General features: G+C 65.0%; 5 protein-coding genes. 2 read left to right on the top strand and 3 right to left on the bottom strand.

Annotated features, from left to right (window positions below):
- Positions 1-35: 35 nt before the first annotated feature.
- The 3 genes from GWG67_RS02840 to GWG67_RS02830 are packed head-to-tail and all read right to left on the bottom strand — an operon-like array spanning position 36 to position 4,696.
- Positions 36-947, bottom strand: a complete 912-nt coding sequence (locus GWG67_RS02840) for an alpha/beta fold hydrolase (RefSeq protein ID WP_275167624.1) — start codon at positions 945-947, stop codon at positions 36-38.
- A 45-nt stretch (positions 948-992) separates the two neighbouring features.
- Positions 993-3,668 carry a hybrid sensor histidine kinase/response regulator gene (locus GWG67_RS02835; protein WP_275167623.1) on the bottom strand — a complete coding sequence of 892 codons (2,676 nt, stop codon included), beginning with the start codon at positions 3,666-3,668 and terminating at the stop codon, positions 993-995.
- Positions 3,665-4,696: an ABC transporter substrate-binding protein gene (locus GWG67_RS02830; protein ID WP_275167622.1), complete on the bottom strand. Its 1,032-nt coding sequence runs from the start codon at positions 4,694-4,696 to the stop codon at positions 3,665-3,667. The genes GWG67_RS02835 and GWG67_RS02830 overlap by 4 nt, the downstream gene beginning before the upstream one ends.
- A gap of 294 nt (positions 4,697-4,990) precedes the next feature.
- On the opposite strand from GWG67_RS02830, the gene GWG67_RS02825 reads away from it, so the two are divergent.
- Positions 4,991-5,761, top strand: coding sequence for a hypothetical protein (locus GWG67_RS02825; protein WP_275167621.1), 771 nt, complete (start codon positions 4,991-4,993; stop codon positions 5,759-5,761).
- A 69-nt stretch (positions 5,762-5,830) separates the two neighbouring features.
- Complete coding sequence (locus GWG67_RS02820) at positions 5,831-22,156, top strand: leukotoxin LktA family filamentous adhesin (RefSeq protein ID WP_275167620.1); 16,326 nt, start codon at positions 5,831-5,833, stop codon at positions 22,154-22,156.
- Positions 22,157-22,166 lie beyond the last annotated feature (10 nt).

Raw genomic sequence — 22,166 nt, 5'->3', positions numbered from 1 at the left:
AGCCGAGATATGTCGGCTCCGCGCGGCGCGCTGCTCTATTTTTTGGTATCGAGGAATTGGCGTATCGCCTTCACGGTCGCCGCCGGTTGCTCTTCCATCAGCCAATGACCGGCGTCCGGAATGACCAATTCGGTGACGTCAGTCGCGGCGTTTCGCATCACGACGGCCTCTGTCGCACCGAAGGATTTTTCGCCCCCGACAGCCAGCACGGGAATGGTCAACTTGGTCGCGATCGCCTTCTTGTTGTCCTCGGCGTCGGTTCGGATCGACCTGAACTGGGCGAACGCAGCACGCATGGCGCCCGGCCGCGCATAGAGCGCTGCGTAATGACGGCGTGTCGCTTCCGCGATCCTGGAAGGCGTGCCCGCGAAGTCATTCCAGAAGCGGTCGAGGTAGATGCGCTCGCGACCCTTGACCAGCCGCTCCATGTCCAGGCCTCCGAGATCAAAATGCCAAAGCTGCGGGCTGCGAACGACCTCGTCCCACGGCGGCACCCCGGGCACCGGGGCATCCATGACGATCAGCTTCTCGGTCAGGTCGCGATACCGGGCCGCGTAGGCATAGGCCACCATGGTTCCGATGTCGTGGCCGACGACGGCGGTCTTTTCGATGCCGAGCGCTGCGAGAACGGCCCGCATGTCGGCCGCCTGGGTCCATTTGTCGTAGCCATTGTCGGGCTTGCTCGAGAGGCCCATACCACGCAGATCGGGCACGACAACGGTGTGGTCGCGCACGAGGTCAGCGGCGAGCTTGACCCACATGTCGCCGGTATCACCGAAACCGTGGATCAGGATCACGGCAGGCCCCTGACCGCCGATGCGAACATGAATCTGGGTGCCGTTGGCCGCGATGGTTCTGGTCTTGAAGCCGGACGGGAACTGTTCGACCTCGGCGCGCGCGGCAGGGGCGAGCAGCGTGAGAACAATGGCGAGATATCTTGCGCGCACCGGCGCCTCCGATCATCTTGTATTTCAGTCAGTGACCGAAGGCTCTTAGGCCGGCCGAAGCAGATCGTCCAGCGCGCTCATCGAGGCCTTCCGAAGCGCGGCGAGCTCGCGGGCGGCGCTGTGGGATTCGGGCGGGGACATCGTGACTGCCGCCAGCTCGATCTCATGGCAGAATTCGAACAGGCGGACGAGGCCGAGTGCACTCGCGGCGCTCCCGAGTTGATGCGCGCAGCGTGCGAGCTGCGTGGGATCGCCAATCACTGCTGCCTTGGCGATGTCCTCGACCAGCTTTTTGCTCGTCTGTTCCAGTAGGCGGTGGAGTTTTGCGATCTGCGCCGCGCCCAGCAGCTCCTTCTGGTCATCGAGGAAATGCCGGTCGATCAATGCGCCTGCGGCGAGTTGCGCCGCGGCTGGCTGGTTCTGGGCATCATCCTCGATCGCCTCGCGCAGCGCATTGATCAGGATCGGCTTGCTGACGATCCTGGCAATGCCTGCGTCCGCGAGCCGTTCGCGGGCGCGGCGCGACATGTCGGCGGTCACCGCGATGATGCGCGGCATCGTCGGCAGACCGAGCTTGCGGATCCGCGATGCCGCCTCGACCCCGTCCATGTCGGGCATGTGCAGATCCATCAGGATGATATCGAACGCCTGATCGCGGGCGAGTGCGATAGCCGACGCGCCGTTCGTGGCGATGGTGGCGTGGTGGCCAAGCCTCTTCAACATCGCTTCGCCGACCTCGCAATTGACGGGGTCGTCGTCGACCAGCAGCACGCGAAGCTGCCGCGATGGCGGCTGGACCGCGCCTTGCGCGATGTCGCTCGCGGCAAGGCCAAGCGGTACCTCAAGCATGAACGAGCTGCCCGTACCCGGCGTGCTCGCCACCGTCAACTCGCCGCGCATCAGGCGGGTGAGGCGCCGCGCGATCGCCAGTCCAAGGCCGGTGCCGCCGAATCGCCGGGCGATGCTGTCGTCGGCCTGGACGAAATCCTCGAAAATCCGCTCGTGCATGTCGGGCGCGATGCCGATGCCGGTATCGCGAACGGTGATGCGCAGCAGGACATGATCGTCATGTCCCTCGGCGGCCGCGCTCAAGCCGATGCCCCCGCGCGGGGTGAACTTGATCGCGTTGCCGATCAGATTGAGCAGAATGCGATTGAGCCGCACCGGATCGCCGTGCACGGAGATATTGACCGTCGCATCGCAGGCGAGATCGAAGGTCAGGCCCTTGCCAACGGCCTGCGGACGCATCAGATCGGCGGCCGTTTCGATGAGCTGGTCGAGGCGGAAATCGCGGGTCTCCAGAGTCTCGGCGCTGGCCTCCAGGCGCGCATATTCGAGGATGCCGTCGACCAGCGCGATCAGCGTTTCGCCCGACGCGGCGGCGGTCGTGAGGTGGCGCCGCTGCGCTTCGCCGAGGCTGCCGTCGTCGAGCAGTTGCAGCACGCCCATGACGCCGTTCAGCGGCGTGCGCAGCTCGTGGCTGACGACCGCGAGAAAGCGCGATTTGGTCTCATTGGCCGCCACCGCCGCGCTGCGCGCGCGCTCGGCGGCATCGTGCTCGGCAAGGGCCTGGTCGCGGGTCCTTTCAAGCTCGGAGGTGCGTTCGATTACCTTGCGCTCGAGCGTCGCATAGGATTCGCGCAAATGAGCGGCCATCCGGTTGAACTGGTCGCCGAGCGCCTCCAGCTCGTCACCGGTCTTGATTGCGAGCCGCAGGCCGAGGTCGCCGCTGCCGATCCGCCGGGCGCCCTGCGTCAGGATCTGGATCGGCACGGTCATGCGCCGGCTTAGAAACAGAGAGACCAGCACCGCACATGCCAGCAGGATGATCAGGAGAAAAGTCGAGCGTCCGATCGACGCGTAGATCGGCGCATAGGCTTCGGTGAGCGGCAGCTCGACGAACACCAGCCAGCCCAGCGAGGGGACCGTCGCATAGGTCGACAGCACGCGTTGACCGGACAGATCCTCCTTGACCAGGCCGCCGGAGGGCGGCCCGACGCCATCGAGCGCGGCGCGGACGTCGGCATGGCCGGAGAGATCGCTGCGACGCAACGCCGGCCACAAATCGGGATGCGCGATCAACAACCCCATCCGATCGACCACATAGGCCTTGCCGGTGTTGCCCACCCTGATCCCGGCGACGAGGTCCCAGATGAAGCGAAGATTGACCTCGGCGACAATCACATCGGGCGTCAGGCCGGTTCCGCGCGTGGCGAGCGTCATGAACGGCTCGGTGTCGCCGAGGAAGTAGACCGGCCCGTAATAGGCGCGGCTTTCATTGGCGCCGCGGAAGGCCTGCGAGGTGGAGAGGTCGGCCTTGCTGCCGATCCTGTCCGCGACACGGCGCGACACGCGCACCTGCTCGAGACCCTGCGCGTCGAGCTCGGCGATTTCGGCGATCGCAGGCGAGAGGCGCAGGAGGCGGATGGCGTTCAGACGCTGGTCCTCGTTCGTGGACAGCTCCGGGGGCAGGCGCGAGAGCCATCTGATCTGGCTTTCGATCTGGCCAATGAACTGGCCGATCTGGATGGCAGCGCTTGCTGCCTGCTCGCGCTGGGTCGCCGCCAGTAGCTGTTTCTGCTCGCGATAGGAGAACCAGACGTCGAAGCCGGTGTTGATGGCTAGCGCGGCAAAAGCGAGCGCGACGATCGAGTAGAGGTATTTGCGGAACAGCCGGCCGGGAGGTGGCCGCAAATCTTCCTGGTCGATCGTCTCGTTCACTCGCGGATCTCGTCGGCGCGCGCGAGCAGCGTGAATGGTATCGTCAAATCCAGCGTGCGGGCGACCGTGCGGTTGATCAGGAGTTCGTATTTGCGCGGCGATTGCACCGGCAGATCGCCGGCCTTGGTGCCGCGCAGGATGAGATCGACATAGTCAGCCGAGCGCACTTCGAGCGTCGGCCCGTAGCTCATCAGCCCGCCCGCATCCATGAAATAATGGAAGGGGTAAATCGTGGGCACGCGATATTTGGCGGTCGCCGCGATGATCGCCTGCCGGTTGACCACCAGAAAGCTGTCGACGAGCGCGATCATCGCCGCCCTGGGCGGTTCGGTAAAGCGCCTGACGGCTTCGTCGATGTCCGTTGGCGCGCTGACCGGGGCGGGGACCACGGACACGCCGGACAGTGCTGCCTCTTGCTCGATGGAATCGAGGAAGAAGCGGCCGCCGCGAGGTGTGGTCGCCGGGTTGAACAGGATGCCGACGCGCGCAAGATCCGGCACGGCCTCCCGGATGAGCTGAAGCCATTTGCCGCCCATCTCGGCGGTGCTGTTGGTGAAGCCGGTCACGTTGCCGCCGGGATGGGCAAGGCTTTCGACGAAGCCGTTGCCGACGGGATCGTTGGCGGTCGCGAACACGATCGGGATGGTTTTGGTGGCTTCCAGGACGGCCGCGGTTTCGACCGTCGAGCCGGTCAGGATCACGTCTGGCTTGAGCGCCAGCAATTCCTGAACCGCGGTTTTCAGTCTATCCGGCGCGCCGAAGGTCGAACGGAGCTCGAATCGGAAATTGACGCCTTCGACCCAACCTCGCTGCCTCAAGCCCACGATGAGACCACCCAGGCGAGAGGTCGGGCTGTCGATCATGCTTCTTCTGGTCAATTCGTCGTCGAGCCGCAATGCGGTCAGCGATGCGACGACGCGCATGCGATCAGATGTTGCGCCAAGCGCCAGCCATCCCGCAGCGGTCGTGCCCGCAAGGCGAATGAACCCGCGGCGATCGACCGCGAGAGCGGAAGGCCGATCGGTCATGGATGTCTTTGCATGATGGTTTGCCCCAGCCCGATGCTTAGCGCGAACAGCCGGCATCCACAATTGATGAAAAAATGCGTTTGTGACTGCTCATTCGCAGCGTTTGGCAGCCCGATACCGTATTCCTACGCCGCCAAAGAGTCGCTGTTTCGAACCTTGCCTCCTCCGTGACGCCTTGTAACGCACTGCGGCGTTGCAACATTTTCCGTCTCGGTCGTGATGACGGTTCGGGGAGACCGATTTCGTAGCTGCCGATTTTTGAAGCGTTGTTTCAAATTTTTTCGAAGGTTTTCGATGCGCAAAATCTATCTCGTTCCGGCCCTCGTTGGCCTGCTCACCACCGTTGCAGCGGGGCCCCTTGCGGCCCAGGGCGCCGTGCCAAAGCAGAAAGCTGCGCCGGCACCGAGAGCCGCCGGTGCTGCCCCCGCAGCAGCCGGTACGCCGGTCGCCGCTGGCGCGACGTCGGCAGCCGCCGCCGAGACAGCGGCCCCGGACGACAAGTCCAAAGCGGTCGACTCCAAGGCGATCGACGGCTTCCGCTCCGCCAAATTCGGGATGAACGAGGCCGACGTGCGCGCGGCGATAGCCAAGGATTTCAGCGCAAAGCCCGACGCTATCAGGGCGCAGGACAATGCGTCCGAGCTGACGCACAGCCTGCTCTATTCGGCGCCCGAGCTGCTGCCGAACGGCGGCACCGCGGAGCTATCCTACGTGTTCGGCTACAAGTCGAAGTCGCTGATCCAGATCGGCGCGGTCTGGTCGAAGGGCACCGACACGGCGATCACGCCGGAGAAGCTGTTCTCCAACGCCAACATCCTGCGCGCCCATTTCCTCAGCGAAGGCTTCAAGCCCGACTCCATCGCGGTCAACATGCCCGTCAACGGCGGCATCGTGATGTTCCGCGGCAGCGACGCCAAGGATCGCTCGGTCATCCTGCTGCTCCAAGGCACGTTCGAGAACAAGGACAACAACCAGCGAGTGCTGACGCCGACCAGCCTGCTGTTGTTCTACGTGGCCGACGCCAAGAGCCCCGACATCTTCAAGCTGCCGCCCGGCCAGTTCTGATGCCGCGCTTCGACGACATTCTCCCACCCGGTTGTGGATCGGCGCCAGTGCCGATGAAGAGGATCTGAAATGCGCCGACCATCTGCAAGGCGTGAGAATGACGAGCTGACGCTACGGGGGCTTGCGCGTTTCCGTTCGATGTCACTGCTCTGCGCGATGCAGATGGTCTTCCTGCCGGTGTTCAGCGTCCGTCTGCAGGCGCAGACGGCGAACGTGATTACGCCGGACGGCCGCACCGGGACCAGCCTTCAGACGTCCGGCAGCGTAACCAACGTCACGACGTCGACCGTCTCCGGCAACAGTGCCTTCAACTCGTTCTCACGGTTCAGCGTCGGGCAGGGCAACACCGTCAATTTGCAACTGCCGACCGGCACACAAAATCTCGTCAACATCGTTCGCGACGCACCGGTCTACGTCAACGGCACGCTGAACTCCTACATGAATGGCGCGATCGGCGGTAACGTCTATTTCGCCGATCCCAAGGGCTTCGTGGTCGGCCGCAGCGGCACGGTCAATGTCGGTAGCCTCAACGTTTCGACGCCGACGCGCGAGTTCACGGACAGCCTGATCGGCGCGCAGGGGCAGATCAACGGCTCCGCCGTCGCCAATCTGATGGCGGGCTCGTTCCCGGTCTCGCCGGACGGCAACATCCGGATCTACGGCCGGGTCAATGCCATCGACGGCGTGCGCCTGACCGGGCAGAACGTTCTTGTCGGCGGTGCCAGCCAGCGAGACATCGCCAATCTCGATCACGCCGCGAAGTTCGCAGCCTCGGTGAATTCCAAGGGGCTGCGCAGCGCCGCCGCGATCTCCGTGCGCAACGGCTCCATCCACATTGGCGCCGTCAACAACGTCAGTGTCAACGGACGGCTGAGCGTGCGAAGCAAGACCACGACGCCGAGCAACATCACGGTCGTGGCCGGCAACCAGGCCGAACTCGGCAAGAATGCGCGGTTGAGCACGGCGAGCCGGACTGCGGATGCCGGCGGCGTCCTCGTCAAGGCCGGCAACGACGTGACCGTGAAGACCGGCGCGAAGATCAATGCCAGCTCGAAGACTGCCAATGCGGGCCTGGTCGAGCTGAGCGGAAACGGCGTCATCGACGTGGGCAGCGGCGTTACGATCAACCTTGCCGCCCCCAGCGGCCGGGCCGGCACGCTGCTGATCGACCCGACCGATGTGGTGATCGGCGACACCAGCCAGGGCGACGTCGGCGTAACCCTCGGCAACACGTCCGTCGCCAACGCCATCGCGGCGCTGAGCGCTGGTGGCACCTATGTGGTTCAGGCCGACAACTCGATCACGCTGGCCGCGCATGCGGTGATCGATGCCCGCAACCTCGACGCCACCAAGACTCATTCCGTCGGCAACGCCATCAATGTCGAGATCGACGCGCCGACCATCAGCATGGTCAACGGGGCGAAGATTCTCGCCCAGGCGATCAATGTTGGTGGAACGAACTACGCCAGCGGCAGTGTCACGCTGACCGCGACGGCGAGCGACACCAAGCTGTCGGGCCAGGCCACCGCCACCACGGGGATCACAATCGATGGCCAGATCACTGGCGGCGACATTTCGATCGGTGCGACCTCGACGGCGACATCGAGCTTCACGAGCTCGGTCCCCGGCCTCTTCACGCTGGTCGGCACCACGCTTGCGGCCTCGCTGCTCGGCCTGAACGGCGGCTATGTGGCCGCGAGCGCCACGGCGACGGTCAACATCAACGGCCACGCCAACATCAACGGCGTCGGCAACGTCGACATCAAGTCGCACGGCTCGGAAACGGCGCAGGACCCGGCGCTGGCGAGCACCTTGCTCGGTGGCTCGCCGATCGGCGCCGCCGCCGTCGTCGGCAAGCTCGACGGCAACGTCACCACCAACGTGGCCTCCGGCGCCACGATCAGCGCGGGCGGCAACCTCAACATCCACGCCACCAATGACGCCACGTTGAACGTGACTGCGGTCGCGGCGACGTCCAGCGCGCAATTCGTCGCGACCGTTGCCTATTCCACCGGCTCGGTCTCGACCACGGCCAATGTCGCGACCGGCGCGAACCTCTCCGTCGGCAACGTGATTGCATCCGGCAATTCGCTGACGGTGCGTGCGATCAACAACAATTCGTTCTCGACCAGTGCCACCGCGGTCGCGCTGAGCACACCGAACGCGAGCGGCGGCATCGGCGGGGCGCTCGCCATCAGCGACGTCACCACGTCGGCCACCGCAAAGCTCGGCGCGTCACTGGGCACCAGCACGTCGTCCCGGATGAACGGCTCCGTGATGGTCGAGGCGACGTCGAACACCACGAGCAACTCGACCATGGCTTCGACCATCGTCGGTACGCCGGCCGTGATCGGCGCGATCCAGGATTTCATGGTCTCCACGGCCAGCCCGGGTTCGATCATCGCCCAGCATATGATCCCGCTGATGCCGGTGAATTTCAATCTGAAGGCTGCCGCCGCGCTGTCGCTGGCCAACAGCACCGAAAACGCCACCGCGTCGATCGGCCAGAATCCGAATGGCGGCGCACCGAACCTCTATGTCAGTGGCAATGTCGCCGTCGTCAGCACCCTCGTCGACCGGGGCGTGCGCAGCAACGCCACAGCGTCTGCGATCGCCTCGGACCCGACGAGCGGCGAGGGAGTCGCAATCAGCGCCGCGGTCGCATGGGGCAATTTCAATCACAATTCGAACGCCTATGTCGGCGGCGGCACCGTGATCAATGCGGCCAACATCGCCGTCGACGCCAGCACGTGGATGCCGATCACCAATACCTGGCTGAAGTGGGACGGATTGACCGAGGTTCTCAGCCACCTCAACGGCAATCTCGGCGTCGGCGGCAACATCCTGACCAGCTATGCCAACGCCACCGCCGACGCGGGCGATACCGCCGCCGTGGCCGGCTCGGTGAACCATTTTGTCGTGAACAACGATACGACGGCGTGGGTGGCCAGCAGCGCCAGCCTGACCGCGACATGCACGGCGGCTTGCGGCAGCAGCTGGTCCGGGACGGTGAACAACGGCGACGTCCACACTTACGACGCCAGCATCCAGATCGCGGCAACGACGACGACGGCGTCGATCGACGCCGCCGGCAATGTCGGTACACTCGGCTTCCTGCCCGGCAACACGTCCGGCGGCTCCTCGGTGGGCGGCTCGCTCAATTTCGTCCAGTTCAACAGCAGCACGATTGCCGGCGTTTCGGAGAGTGCATCGCTGCGGGCGGCGGACGATATCGCCGTCAATGCGATCACCTCGGACCAGTTCGTCGCGGTCGCGCCGTCGTCCGGAAAGGCCGGTGGCGCGCTGGCGCTGAACGGCATCACCTCGCTCGGCTTCCTCAACAACACGACGCACGCCTCGATCTCCAGCCAGGCCAGCGTCTTTTCTCCGACGCTCGGCGTCCTGGCGCAGCAGGATCTGTCCGTCGTGACGATCGCCGGCGCGGTCAATGTCGGCGGCGGTTCGGCGGTTGGATTGTCCGTTGCCTATCTGGGCGCGAATATGGATACGTCCGCCTATATCGGCGACAACCATTCCGACATCCGGCCGGGGCCGTTCAGCAGCAACGATCCGTTTGCCGGCAACGGCGGCGGAAGCGGCTTGGTCAACGCCGACAACCTCACGATCAGCGCCACCACCTCTGGCCGGATCACGTCTGCGGCCGTCGCGGCTTCGATTAGCGAGCCGTCATTGTCCAGCTTCGCCGACAAGGCGAACGCCGCCGGTGCCGCCGCGACCGGCGGGCCGGCCGGGATCGCGCTGGCTGCAAACAAGATCAGCTCGGGCTCGGGATCGAGCACGAGCGGTTTCACCATGGACCTTGCGGGCAGCTCGTCCGTGAGCGACGTCTCGCTCGGGACCAGCGCTTATATAAAGAATACGTCGGTCAACAAATTCACCACGGCGACCGCGGTGAACACGAATACGATCGTGCAGGCGCTCAACGACACGATCCTCAGCAACGGCTCCGGCTCCGCCGCGGCCAATATGTCCGGCGGGTCGTCTCAGGGAGCAGCGATCGGCGCCGCCATCGCGGCGGCGATATCCAACAATGCCACGCTCGCCTATATCTCCGGCACCACGATGCAGAACCAGATGTCTGTGACGGTGCAGGCGCTCAATGGCGGGTCGGAGACCGTCGTCGCACTCGGCGTGGCCGGCGGAACGTCGGCCAATGCGCTCGCTCTGTCGGGATCTGTCGGCATCGTCACCGACAGTGCCAATGCATATATCGAGAACTCGACGATCACGGGCGTCGCGACGGGGACCAATCGCGCGATCGAGGTGGATGCCTATCAGACCACGAACATCGCAATCGGCGGCGGTTCGCTCTATCTGTCGGGCGGCAAGGCCGGTGTCGGCATCGCGCTGACCTATGCGTCGATTGCCGATCCCTCGGGCGGCAACGCCACCGACGCGCATATCCGCAACACGTCGATCTCGAACTATGACAGCCTGCTGGTGCTGGCCGACAGCGCCAGCGTGATTGCGGCCGGTGCGGCCTCGGGCGGGGCAGGGAGCAACGCCAACGGACTTGCCGGGGCGATCGTCGTCGACGAGATTACGCCCACGACCACGGCCTATATCAGCAGCAGCGCGACGGTGAACATCAACGTCGGGCGCGTGACAGTGCTTGCTGACAGCGGCGCCGTGTCGGACCTCGATACGGCGCTCGGCAATCTCGTCAGGAAGTCGAACAACAATCATCTCGCGTCCGACACGTGCACTGCCGCCGCCGGCAATGGCACGCAGAACTGCATCGATTTCAGCGCGGCGGCGCTCAACGGTGGCACGGGTAACGGTCCGGGTGCCAGCATCATCTCCGTTGCAGGCACCATCCAGGCCGGCAAGAACAATGTCGGCGCCTCGATGGTGTACGATACCATCGCAACGACGCATTCGGCCTATATCGCCAACGTCCGGATGTCGGCCCTCGGCAGTGTCAGTGTGAATGCGGTCGACATCACGAAGATCCAATCGGTCACGATCGGGTTCGGCCTGGCGAGCGGCCAGTTTGCCGGCGTCGGCGGCATGACGATCAGCTCGATCGCCAATACCGTTTCGGCGGCGATCGGCAATAACCAGTCCGACACGACACAATCAACCGTCACGGCTTCCAACATCTCCGTCACCGCGAGCGACAATTCGAGCATCACCGGAGCCGCCGCAGTCGCTGGCGCCTCGACGCAAGGCAGCGCCGCGGGCCTGGCACTCGTCTACAGCAGCATTGGCAACAATGTCAGTGCCGGTGTCACCGGCTCCAAGCTGACCGCCTCGGGCAACGTCGCCGTCAACGCGAACTCGAACGCTGGCATCTCGACGGTTGCCGTCGGTATTGCGATTTCTTCGCAGATCGGCCTTGCGGGTTCGGTCGCCACCAATCTGATGGGAACCAACGTCACCGCCAGCATCACCGGCGGGGCCGACGTCACCGCGAACAACAACGTTGCCGTGATTGCCGGCAATAATGACAAAGCGGGCGTTTTCGCCGGCGCCGTGTCGATCAGCAAGGGCGCGGCCGGCGGTGCGGGCTCGATGGTCACGAACAAGATCACCGGCACCACCGCGGCCTATATCAGCGGGACGACGACGAAGGTGGATGCGCTCGGAACCAGCACGAGCGACGTGCTTTCGGTCAACAGCGGCACGCTCGCGCATGCGATCGATCTCGGCGGCTTCAGCGCGCCCACCGACACCACGCCCGATCTCAGCGAGACCCAGGAGAGCGTACGCGGCCTCGCCGTCGTCGCCAGTTCGCACCAGGCTGTCGTCACCAACGTCGCGACGCTGTCTGCAGGCTCGGGCATCTCCATCATGATCAATCCGATCACCAATGTGATGAGCGGATCCACCAAGGCCTATATCGACGGCGCGGCGATCGACACGCGGCTGGCAAGTTCGACGCTCGACCCGCAGATCGACGTGGCCGCCAGCAGCTTCTCCTATTCCGGCGCGTTCGGCGCCGGCGTGGTACCGCCAACCGGGAGCGGGGGCGGCGGTGCGACCATTCTCAGCACGACGATGTCGCGTGACACCGAGGCCTACATCACCAATGCGACCGTGGGCGGTGTGCAGTCGGCGAGCGCAACAGTGGGCGCCGTCACCGTGAAAGCCAATGCCGAGCAGGACGCGTCATCGATCGCGGTCGGTTTCGGCACCGGCTCGGTCGGGCTGAACGTCTTCGTCGCAACCACCGAGGCCTATGTCGACGGCGGCTCCCTCACGGCGTCCTCGCTCACGGTCAATGCCTACGACGCTACCGGTATCGCGTCGGCGAACGGCTCGGGCGCCTATGGCAGCCAGGCCGCGATCGGCGCGGCCTTCCTGGTTCAGGTCTCGGCGAACCGGACCGAGGCCTACGTCGGAGACGAGTTCCACTACCAGGGCAACGGCGCGGCGCACACGACCGCGGTCAATCTGAGCGGCGCGCTCGACGTCACGGCAACGACGAAAAACCGCTTCCATGCCTATTCGATCGGCGGCGCGCTTTCGACCGGCACGGCGGCGATCGCCGGCATGGCCAACATCGAGATCGCCAACAACACCACCATCGCGGGCGTTTACGACACCACGCTGCAGTCCCCCACGGGCGGTGCTGCCGGAGCCGTCACCATCAACGCCACCGAGGACGTGGCGATCAAGGAGGTCGCCGGCGCACTTTCGATTGCAGCCAGCGGGTCCGGCGTCGGTGTCGGCGCGGCGGCGAACGTCATCGTCTTCAAGAGCCAGACCATTGCGGAAAGCCGCAACAGCAACCTCAATTCGTCCGGTGCGATCAATGTCGGCGCGCTCAGCACCAAGGAAGTGCTGTCCTACGCCGTCACCGCCGGCATCGGCGGCAGCGTTGGCATCGGCGCGACCGTCGGCGTCATCATCATCGGCACCAACACCGCCGATCCGGATACGCAGGGCGAGCAGACCGGCCAGCTCAACCAGGGCAACAACGGCACCATCGCGTCGGTGAACGCCGGCACCAATTCCTCGCACGGCAGCGACGCGGTCGCGAGTGGCACATCGGGCAATCCAAGCAACGCCAACGCAACCTCGACCTACGACGTCAGCACCGTGCTGACCGGCGGCAATGACGGTGTCACCGCCCAGATCGCGGGTGGCAATGTCACCGGCACGCAGGTCAACGTCGGCGCCACCAGCGCCAACGCGACCAAGATGTTCCTGCTCGGCGCCGGCTTTGGCAAGAATATCGGGATCGGTGCCGGCATCGGCTACACCAGTGTCAACAGCAGCGTGCTCGCGAATCTGAGTGCAATCGTTGCGGCGCCTTCCGTGACCGTCGCCGCGCGGGTCAAGGACGCCGACACCGGACCTTATGCGGGCAAGACCGTTGACAGCGAGGCGATCGCCGGCGGTGCAGCGCTCTACTTCGGCGCGGATGCGGCCGTGGCAGTCGGCAACGTCGCCAACACCGTCACGGCGCAGCTCGGCGGCTCCGTGACCGGCATGGGCGGCACCGGCGTCGCCGTCATGGCGATGGACAGCTCGACCCAGAGCGTGACCGCGGGTGGCGGCACCGGCGGCCTTGCGGCCATCGGGGTGTCGATCGCGACCACGGGACGATCCAGTTCGGTCGCGGCAAAGGTGCTGCCGAACGCGACGGTGAACAGCTCAACCCTTGCGGTTGGCGCAGGCGAGGCCGGCGCAATGTCGGCCTCCGCGACCGCGGTCGCCGGCGGCATCGTCGCCGGTGACGGGGCAGTCGCGACCGCAAAGGAAAATTCGACTGTTCTGGCCGAGATCGGTTCCAGCGCCTCGATCACCACCTCCGCGGGCGGCGTCGGCACGCTGGTGTCGGCATCGCTCACCCCCAATCTTTCGAGCGAAGCGATCGGCGTCGCGGTCGGCGGCGGCGCCATCGGCGTGTCCGTCGCGGAATCCATGGTGACGGCCACCGTCACGGCCGATGTCGGCGACAACACCAGCTTCTCGGGCGGTGCGCTCGCCGTAACCGCGATGGCGCTGGTTCCGACGAACGGCACGACGACCTACGCCTGGTCGCTCGCGGGCGGCGGCGGTTCGCTGATCGGTGCACAAGGCAGCTACGCCAGGGCGTCCGAGAACGCGACGGTGAGTGCGTATGGCGGCACCGGGATTACGCTTCCCAACGCCGACGTGGTCATTACGGCCCAGAACGACAGCAGCCAATACGCCCAGGCCACCGGACTTTCGACCGGCTTCCTGGCAGTGGGTGCGACGGTCGCCCAGACGTCCTCGAGCGCGCACACCTACGCTTATCTGGGTGCCCCCGACGATATGGACGCGACCCATCTGAATCACACCGGCTACACCGGCATCCTCCAGATCACCGCAAACGGCAAGGACATCAACGTCTCCAACGCGACGGTCGGCGCGGGCGGCACTTATGCCGGCGCCGCCGCGGTCGCAACGACCAGCTCGACCGCCGTGACCAATGCGCGGTTCGACGGCGGCACGACGGATGACACGCTGTTCTTTGGCGGCCTCAACATCCAGGCCAAGCACACCACGAACTATGCCGCCAGCGGCGACGCCTACCAGGCGTCCACGGCCGGCGTCTCCGGTGGCAGCGCGCAGAACGACGTCAACGCGACCACGACCGTCGACATTGGACCTCATCTGATCATCAACTCGGCCGGCGGCGACATGGTCGTCATCGCCAACGACATCGTCAACCAGGCTGGTGGCGGCGCGCGGTCGGGCTCCGGTGGCGTGTTCGCTGGTGCAGCGGCACTGAGCAACACGCATGTCACCCAGACCGTCACCACCAACATCGGCGCCGGGACGGTGCTGAGCCTCAACGGCGATCCGCGGACATCGGCGGCGGTGATCAACATCGAGGCCTACAACACGCTGAATACCAACGACACGGCGAGCCTGGCCACAGCCGCCTTCTTCGCCGGCGGCGGCGCCGAATCCAACATGACGGCGAACGCCACGCTCGCGGTCCACATCAATGCCCGCGAACTCTTCAGCGCCGGCAAGATCTATATCGGCACGGCTGCGAAGATGGCGGCGGCCAACAATGCCAACGCCAGTCTCTACGGCGCGATCGCCGGCGTCGGCGCCAGCACCAACAGCTGGGTTCACGCCAACCAGGCCGTCACCGTCGGCAACAACGCCAAGGTCGAGGCCTGGGGCCAGATCAACATCTATGCCGGCATGTCGGGCGACACCATCATCTTCAGCAGCGTACAGGCAAGCGCGACGACGGTCGTCTACAACAACACCGCCATTCCGATCTCCACGCTCTACCGCGGCACGGCCAATGCCGATGACACGACGAGCCTGACGCTCGCCAATACCTCGAGCGTGCTCGGCGTCCAGAACATTTCCCTGGGAGCGACCCAGGGTCAGGTCACGGCCTCCGGCAACGGCAGCAACTACAATCCGTATCTGGACATCTTCAGCGCCAAGAACAGCGACAATCACAGCCACACCAGCGGAACCGGCGATGTCGCGCTCAATGGCCTGGTGGTCGCGGGCATCAACAACGATATCACCATTACGATCGACATCGGTGCGGGCGCGCCGACCGCGAGCACGACGAGTCCTTACTCGTCACTGCTGTCCGGCGGTTCGTCGACCCCCACGCTCGAATATGTCGCCGACGTCGATCACTTCAACACGATGATGAGCTGGAACCACCAGGTGGTCCAGTACACCATCGTCGGCGGCTTCAATCCCTATCAGAGCGTCGTCAACCAGCTCGCCGCGCTGACCGGCCTGACCGCGACGCAGATCCGCACACAGCTCGCGGCGGCGACGCCCGCGGCCCCCACCACGATGTCGCCATCCGGCACCGATCCGACCGGCGACTTCCAGCGCCAGATCAACGCGCTGATCCAGCAGGCGCCGTATACCTCCGACGCCGCCGGCAATGCCTTCGCATTCGGCGATATGCTGGTGTCCGCCGGCAACGTGTCGATCCTGGCGCAGAAGCTGACCGGAAACAGCGGCACGAATCCGATTGCGCCGGCGGTCATCGCGCGCAGCTCGCCGATGATCAAGATCGAGAACAGGGGTCTCGACTTCATGGACCTGGCCAACCTCACGGTCACCAATATCACCGGAGGAAACATCACCTATCGCCAGATCGACCATGTCGATCCGGATTCGCACTCCAATGTGACCTTCACCGCCACGCCGAGCGCGACGCCGATCATCGACATTTCGGCCACCTACAACCGCCTGGATCCCTCCAGCGGACTCGGCGTCGACCAGAACGGCAACCAGCTGACCCGCACGCCCGACATCTATTTCGATGGCGTCGTCAACAACGAGAACGGCCTGCTCAAGATCACCAACAATCTCGGCAGCATCGTCGCGTCGCAGTCGCTCAACGCGGCGACCGTCCAGATGGTGGCGCCCAACGGCTCGTTCGTCTTCCTCGGCGGCATCGGCAGCTTCTACACCTCCAACCACGATGTTCTCTCGCAATGGTCGGGTGTCGAGTTCAAGCCGGGTGACGACGACACGCTGACGGCGGTGATGGCGGCGGCGACCTATCTCGGCGCCTATGGCGATTACGCGAACAGCCCGCACATCGGCGCGGGCGGCGGCCACCCGTATTCGTACTATTGCTGCGTCGACGGCAATAACGGCGTTCAGCAGACGGCGAGCAACAGCACCATCTTCACCGCGCGCATGCTGGATCTATATTACGACGGCCTGTCGCTCTATTCGGCGATCTTCCTGCCGATGGGCCAGGGTGCGCCCGGCAACGGTAACCCGAACGTTGGCAGCGTGCCGAACGCTGCTACGCTCGCGATCATGGAGGGGCCGACGGCTCAGACCATCTCCACCGCGCCGTGGGAGCGAAATACCTATACCGGCCAAGGCGTCTACAGCAACTCGACCTACGACTACACCACGACCTCGACAGATGCACAGGGCAACACCACCACCGCCAACCACACGGCTACGTATTACTCGCCATTCAATTGCGCGGGGTGCTCTGCCTACTTCCAAGTCGTCAATATCCAGCCGGACGTGATCACGCCGAAGACTGCTTCTTCGAACTCAGCCGCGAACTCGAGCACGGGGACCAACCCGCCGGCTAACGCGCCCTTCATCTTCGGCAAGGCGATCATCATCTCGGCGGGGGTCATCAACATCAACGGCACCATCCAGAGCGGCACGAGCAGCGATTACTCGGTCGACATCGGCGGCTCCACGTTGACCGCCATCAACGACCTCAAGAGCCGCAATGCGGGCGCGGACTTTGCCCAGGCCCAGGTCAACGCACGGAACGGCAGCTATTACGACATCACGGCGTCTGCGACGACGGAGGCCGCCGGCGACATCAAGATCGGGGTGAAGTACAACGCTCTCACCGACCAGATCCTCGTGAACGGCGTGGTGCAGGGCTCGGGCGGCTACGTCTATCTGAACGGCAGGATCATCTCGACCTCGACCCAGGACGGTGTCTCCCAAGGCACTATCGCGGTCAAAGGTGGCGCCGGCTCGATCACGGTCAACAACACAACCGGCCTGCAGCTCGTCACCAACACCATCAATACCGGCGTCAGCGCGCCGAGCGTGATCGAGATCGTCGATCAGCTCAAGCAGCAGACGACGTGGTACGTCTACAATCCGTCCGCTGCGGGCGGCCAGCAGGTGTCGACGTATCAGACGAGCGGCGTCAATGCGAGCCAGTACACGGACACGATGTTGACGAGCCTCAGCGGCACGGCAGGTATCCAGTACGCGACCAAGGCAAACATGTTCTACCAGTGGGTCGATACGGCTACGCTGGATCGTCCGACGAGCTCGACGCAGTTCGACTACGGATGGCACTATACGCCCAACTCGGCCACCGGGCAGAACTGGACCCGCACCATCAGCCTGGTTTCGGACGTGCAACAGGCCCAGGGCGGCGGCGGCAGCACTGGCCCACAGACATCGAACTTCCAGGAAGTCGTCACCGCGACCGGTTCCTATCACACCGGTGGCGGCAACACCCATCCCGAGAAGTGCTGCGGCACGGACAACCAATACAACTGGTACCAGAATATCTATGATCACCTGACCCTGACGCTGACCAATACGGTGAAGGCGTCGAACCCGATCAACATCTCGTTCAGCGGCGGCGGCAACAGCACGGTTCTGGTCACGTCCAACTCCGGCATCGTCGTCAACGGTCCGATCAACAACCTCTCGGGTACGACGACGGTCAGCGCCACGGGGGCCAATTCGGCTATCACCAGCGGCACGAACGCGAACAACCCGGTGATATCGGGACGGAGCGTCATTCTCTCGGCGGATGGCGGCATCGGCACGATCGGCGCGAACGGTGCTCCCGTCCAGGTGCAGGTCTATGGCGGCAGCCTGACGGCCAGTTCAATCGACCACGACATAGCGATCGCGGCCGTCGGCTCGCTTTCGATCAATCAGGTGAAGGTGAATTCGGCAGGCAGCACGCCGCAGGGCAGCGTCTTTATCTCGGCGACCGGCGACATCAACTCGGCCTCGCCCTACGACGTCGCCAACCCCGTCGTGATCGGCAAGAACGTCGAGATCAACTCCACCGCCGGCGCGATCGGGGCGACGAGCGCCGTCATCAATGGCGCGAGCACGCTGACCAACATCAATCCGCTGGTGATCCAGGCGACGGGCACGACGCAGGCCGGCGGCAATGTCGATGGCGGGGTTCTCGACAGCGCCTCGGCGACCGGCACCTACATCGTGCAGTCCAAGGGCGATCTGCGCCTCGGCACGGTCCAGTCGAGCGGCGGCCCGGTGTTCCTGGAGGCGGCCGGCTCCGACGGCAACCAGGCCAGTATCCTGAACGGAAGGGCGGCGGTTGGTCTCACCCAGGCCCAGAGCCAGCATCTCCAGGATGTCTGGACCAGCCTCGACCTGCTCAGCGGCAACGCCGCGACCAACGCCGTCAACAGCTACCAGTCGATGGTGACGTCGGCCTATAACGACTACTTCCAGCTCAAGAACATCGCCTTCGCGAACGGCAGCACCTACAACCCGACTTCGGTGGGATTGACCGTGCTGCGGGCGCAGGTGGCGGCCAAGCTCGGCATCGATCCCGCGAACGTCTCGACGACGGACATGAAGGTCGAGGCCACGACGCGGTTCCTGAGGGACCAGTTCCTGCTCGGCAAGATCACGACCGATGAGCTCAAGACCTCACTGACGACATTGCTCGGCACCGCACCGGCAGATCCGCTGGGGACCGTGTTCGGCAGCTCGTTGTCGTCGACGCTGTTCACGAAGCTGTTCGACGGCGTAACGACAGCCAATCAGCGTCTGCCGAGCAATACGGCGCTGCAAACGGCACTGAACACCTACAATGCGAACTACGCCTATACGCTCGCGTCGACCGAGCGGGTCTACGGCATCATCACCGCGGGCGCGCAGTGGACGCAGAGCCAGCTCGCCTACACCGTCTCGTCGTCGGCCGTCGGCGCGGCACCGCCGCCGATCGACGAGAACGTCGTGGCCAATGTCAGCGCCAACCAGATCATGCTCTACGCGCCGCACGGCTCGGTCGGCAATTCGGCTGCGCCCCAGACGTTCACCTTCACCAGCGTCGATTCCTCGTCGCTGACGCCGGCGCAAAGGGGATTGCTCGCGACGGCCGGTCCGGGTCAGCTCACCGTCGGCGCGGTCACGGATCCGACCACCCACGTCGTGACGTATACGGTCAGCCTGTCGCAGCAGAACCTCGTCGTTGTCGACAACCCGATCGCGATCTCGGCCAAGGCGCTGACCAACATCTATCTCGGCAGCAAGAACAGCCTCACGCTCGGCGGCATCACCGCGAATTACGGCCCGATCGCGGCCGCGCAGGCCAACGGCATCGAGGTGACCGGCCGCGGCGACGTCAAGCTCGACGCCGTCACCAGCATCACCGCCGCCGCGGGCGTGACCGGTACGCCGGTGATCTCCGGCGATATCGGCAACCTCACCCTGATCGCCGAGCACGGCAATGTCGGCGCCCCCGGGGCTGCCGGAAGCAATCCCGCGACCAACGCGAACGCGATCCAGATCGCCTTCGCCGACCCGGCCAACGACCAGCTCGACCAGGTTTCGTCGGCGCAGGGCATCTATGTGAAGCAGACCACCGGCGATCTCATTCTCGGCAACATCGCCGCCGGCAATGCAATCCAGCTCGCGGCGACCGGCAGCATCTACGCCGAGTCCGGCTTCACGGACCGTACCGCGATCCATATTCTCGGCACCGACCTCGATCTGCGCGCCGGCGGCAGCATCGGCTTCAACGGCTCGACCTTCCAGCCGGTGCAGGTGAATATCTCCGGCGCCGTGACCGGCTCGGCGGTCGGCGATCTCAGCATCCTCGCGGTCACCGGCGATCTCGTGGTCGGCACCAACGGCGCCTATGGGACGCTGACATCCGGCGGCGCACAGACGCTGAACGTTGCGCGCGGCGCGCTCACCATCAATGCCGACCTCGCCAGCGGCGGCTTGATGCAGCTCCTCGCCAACCGTGGCATGACCTTCGCGGTCGGCATCGGCACGGCCCCCGTGACAGCGACCAGCAGCGTCGGCGGGGTGACGCTGGTAGCCGCGACACTGTCGATGGGAGCTTACTCCGCCATCAACGCGGCCGGCGCGATCTCCGTGACCACCACCGGCGACGCGAGCATCGGCCAGCTGAATTCATCGCTCTCCTATACCGCGGCCTCGAACACGCCTTCGATCATCGTCACCTCCGGCGGCGTCGCCTCGCTCGGAGCCATCATCGACAATGGCGACGGCCAGACCAAATTCGTCGCGTCCGGCTCGGGTGCCGAAGTTTCGCTGAGCGCATCCAACGGCATCGGCAACGCGACGAGCCGGTTCATCCTCAGCGCCGCGCGGCTGTCGGCAAGCACGAGTGCCGGCGACATCTATTTGAAGTCTCTGACCGACACCGAGGCGAGCCTGCTCTCGGCAGTGAAGGGCAGCGTGGACATCCTCGGCACCGGTGGGCTGACGCTCGATCAGGTGCTGGCGGGTACGGCGGCGGGTGCGAGCGGCACCTTCAGCGCCCTTGCGAGCAATGGCAGCATCGTCATCGGCACCGCCGACAGCAGCGGGTCGCAGACGGTCCACGCCACCCAGAACGTGACGTTCAAGTCCCTCGCGGCCACCGGCTACAGCGGCGACGTCGGCAACATCAACGTCACCGCCGACAACGGCTTCATCCTGGCGCAGACGGTGATGTCGGGCGGCGTGCCGACGCTCGGCTCGGTCTCCGCCAACGGCTCGGCAAGGCTGATCGCGGCAGGCAGCAACACCGGTCATAACCTCACGGCCACGACCGGCACCGCGGCCTTGAGCGGCACTGTCGTTCATTGGGATAATCTCACGACCCGCGGCACGCTCGACGTCACCGCGACTGCCGGGGGGATCACCGTTGGCACCGCGATCAGCGGCGGCACACAGACCCTGCATGCCGTCAACGACATCGTCTTCAGCCAGCTCACCACGACAGGCATCCCGGGCGATGCCGGCGACCTCAACGTCAAGTCCGACACCGGCTCGCTCCGCGGCGGATCGATCTCGGCCAGCGGCGATACGCATTTCGATGTGGCCGGATCGGTCTCGCTGGACCGGGTCAGCGGCAATGTGATCAAGCTGACTTCATCGGGCGACCTGACCATCGATTGGGTCAGCGTGGTCAAGGAGCTCGACCTCGCCGCCGATACCATCAACGTCAAGGGCGAGCAGGTTCGCTCGAACCCGTCGGTTCCGCTGATCATGAACATCACCGGCTACAACGGCGGCACCGCAACCTCGGCCAACGTCTCGATCGATCCGGACAGCATCATCATCAACCAGTTCAGGGTCGTGGACGCCAACTTCTGGAGCGATGCGCACGCAGTTGCGATCCTGAACGGCTATGTGCCGGGCCAGTTGATGCTGACCACGGCAACCCAGCAGGTGCTGCTCAACAACCGTACGCCGGCCCCGTCCAACTGGCCGTCGCTCCAGCTCTACCAGCCGGGTGGCGTGTTCACGATGAACCAGGTCGGGAATGCCAATGTCAGCAACGCCTATGTGGTGTTCTACACCGGCAACGTCTCCGCGACGGTCACCAACTATGGGCCGACCCACACCTGCTGCAACGACTTCACCGGCGCGAGCATGGTGCGCAACATCTCTGTCGATGGCGAGGGCACCGAGAGCATAGAGACCTGGCTCGCGAAGAAGGACGGGGGGACCTTCTACCTGCTCGGTCTCTCCGGCAAGGCGCGGCTCGATGCACTGCTGATGCCGCGGCCGGTCGAGACCATCGGTTCTGGTCCCGCCGTCAACGTCGAGGGGCTGAGCGACATGCGCAAGCTGCGCCGGCAGGGCCAGCGCGTGGGACGCGCCGGCTGGAAGGACGCGGCGATCGAGGCGGTGAAGCCGGCTATCGGCCGTCTCGCACAGGCATGGTAACGGGATCAGG

The sequence above is a fragment of the Bradyrhizobium sp. CSS354 genome (genome assembly GCF_029051725.1).
Classification (GTDB): Bacteria; Pseudomonadota; Alphaproteobacteria; order Rhizobiales; family Xanthobacteraceae; genus Bradyrhizobium.
The sequence above is the reverse complement of the archived record's forward strand: the minus strand, read 5'-3'. Positions and strand labels throughout refer to the sequence as shown.

What these genes read in the sequence shown, in the direction of transcription:
- GWG67_RS02830 (WP_275167622.1), bottom strand. Translation starts at nt 4,696, where the DNA reads ATGACCGATCGGCCTTCCGCTCTCGCGGTCGATCGCCGCGGGTTCATT.
- GWG67_RS02825 (WP_275167621.1), top strand. Translation starts at nt 4,991, where the DNA reads ATGCGCAAAATCTATCTCGTTCCGGCCCTCGTTGGCCTGCTCACCACC.
- GWG67_RS02820 (WP_275167620.1), top strand. Translation starts at nt 5,831, where the DNA reads ATGCGCCGACCATCTGCAAGGCGTGAGAATGACGAGCTGACGCTACGG.